1 protein-coding gene and 1 pseudogene are annotated in these 1,468 nt (G+C 39.8%); one reads left to right on the forward strand and one right to left on the reverse strand.

The window, feature by feature from the left end; all coding sequences use genetic code 11:
- Positions 1-223 precede the first annotated feature (223 nt).
- On the reverse strand, positions 224-1,282 hold the full coding sequence (locus tag ACE01T_RS17585; RefSeq protein ID WP_004281883.1) for a 2,3-butanediol dehydrogenase: 1,059 nt from the start codon (positions 1,280-1,282) through the stop codon (positions 224-226).
- 36 nt (positions 1,283-1,318) lie between these two features.
- Between ACE01T_RS17585 and ACE01T_RS17590 the strand changes: the two are divergent.
- Positions 1,319-1,468: pseudogene (locus ACE01T_RS17590) on the forward strand (DDE-type integrase/transposase/recombinase); the annotation flags it as partial.

Raw genomic sequence — 1,468 nt, forward strand, 5'->3', positions numbered from 1 at the left:
ATGGTCAGCCTCAGGGTGAAGTGTGTCTAATCAACAGGGTTTTCGGTCTCTAAGCACTTTTTAAAGGGAACATCATCGACTCAAATCTCTATTTGCAACAGTGCCGTAAATTTGAGAATGAATCTGTACGTACAGACTCATTCCCTATCTATAAAGATATTAGAAATAGCTACATAGAGTTTATTTCTAGTTTATTCAAATTAGTCGTTCAAATTAGGCGTTACTACGGATGAACAATAATTTTTACAGCAGACTCATTATTATGAATCAATGTTTCAAAGCCTTTAGAAACAAGATCATCTAATGCAATCCGTTGGGTAATAAAAGGTTCTAGATTAATCTTACCTTGCTCAACCAAACGGATAGTTTCCTGATGATCATTTACATAAGCAATCGTGCCACGAATATCTAGCTCTTTCATCACCACACTATGCACATTAATTGTGGCAGGATGGCTCCAAATAGAAACGATAACGACTACACCAGTTGGTTTCATTGCTGCAACGAGTGTATCCATGACTTTATTGACACTACTACATTCAAAAGCGACATCTACACCGCGGTCTTCTGTAATTTTCATTACCTCAGCAACTACATCAACCTTAGATGGGTCTAGTACATAATCGGCAACACCCGCTTCTATCGCTTTTTCTTTACGTTTTGCACTCAGTTCAGTAATGATGACCGTGAGACCTTTAGCCTTTAAAATAGCAGATAAAAGTAAGCCTATTGGGCCTGCTCCACCAACCAGTGCGATATCGCCAGCTTTTGCGCCACTTCTGACATAGGCATGATGACCGACAGATAAAGGTTCTATCAATGCTGCTTGGTCTAAAGGAATATCATTTGAAATAGGATGTACCCAACGCCGCTGAACTGCAATTTTTTCAGAAAGACCACCACCGCGTCCGCCTAAACCAATAAAGTTCATATTTTTTGATAAATGATACTTATCATTGGGGCCAGTCGGCACATCGTCAGCAATGATGTAGGGTTCAACTACGACATGTTGCCCAATTTGGATATCATCTACACCCTCTCCAACTGCATAAACCACGCCTGAAAATTCATGTCCCATTGTTACAGGTGCAGATTCTCCCGAAATTGGGTGTGGGTGACCACAAGGTGGAATAAAAATAGGACCTTCCATGAATTCATGTAAATCTGTACCGCAAATACCACACCACGCAACTTGAATTCCAACTGTGCCTGGAAGTACTTTCGGTTCAGGGATATCTTCAATTCGAATATCCCCTCGGTCATAAAAACGAGCTGCTTTCATTTTATATTCCTTATATTGATGTTAACGGTAAACCATTCTAGACGTAATACCAAATCAGCATATTGTTTTCTTGGAAAAATGTTAAATAATGTGAAGAAGTGGCAAATTCCACAAGTGATCAACACGGATAAAGCACCCACATATGGACGTGCTTTATCACGGTTAAAACGGGAAGGTAAATGTCCA

It is taken from the genome of Acinetobacter uliginosus, assembly GCF_044130295.1.
Classification (GTDB): domain Bacteria; phylum Pseudomonadota; class Gammaproteobacteria; order Pseudomonadales; family Moraxellaceae; genus Acinetobacter.

Coding starts and splice junctions, on each gene's coding strand:
- ACE01T_RS17585 (WP_004281883.1), bottom strand. CDS start 1,282: ATGAAAGCAGCTCGTTTTTATGACCGAGGGGATATTCGAATTGAAGAT.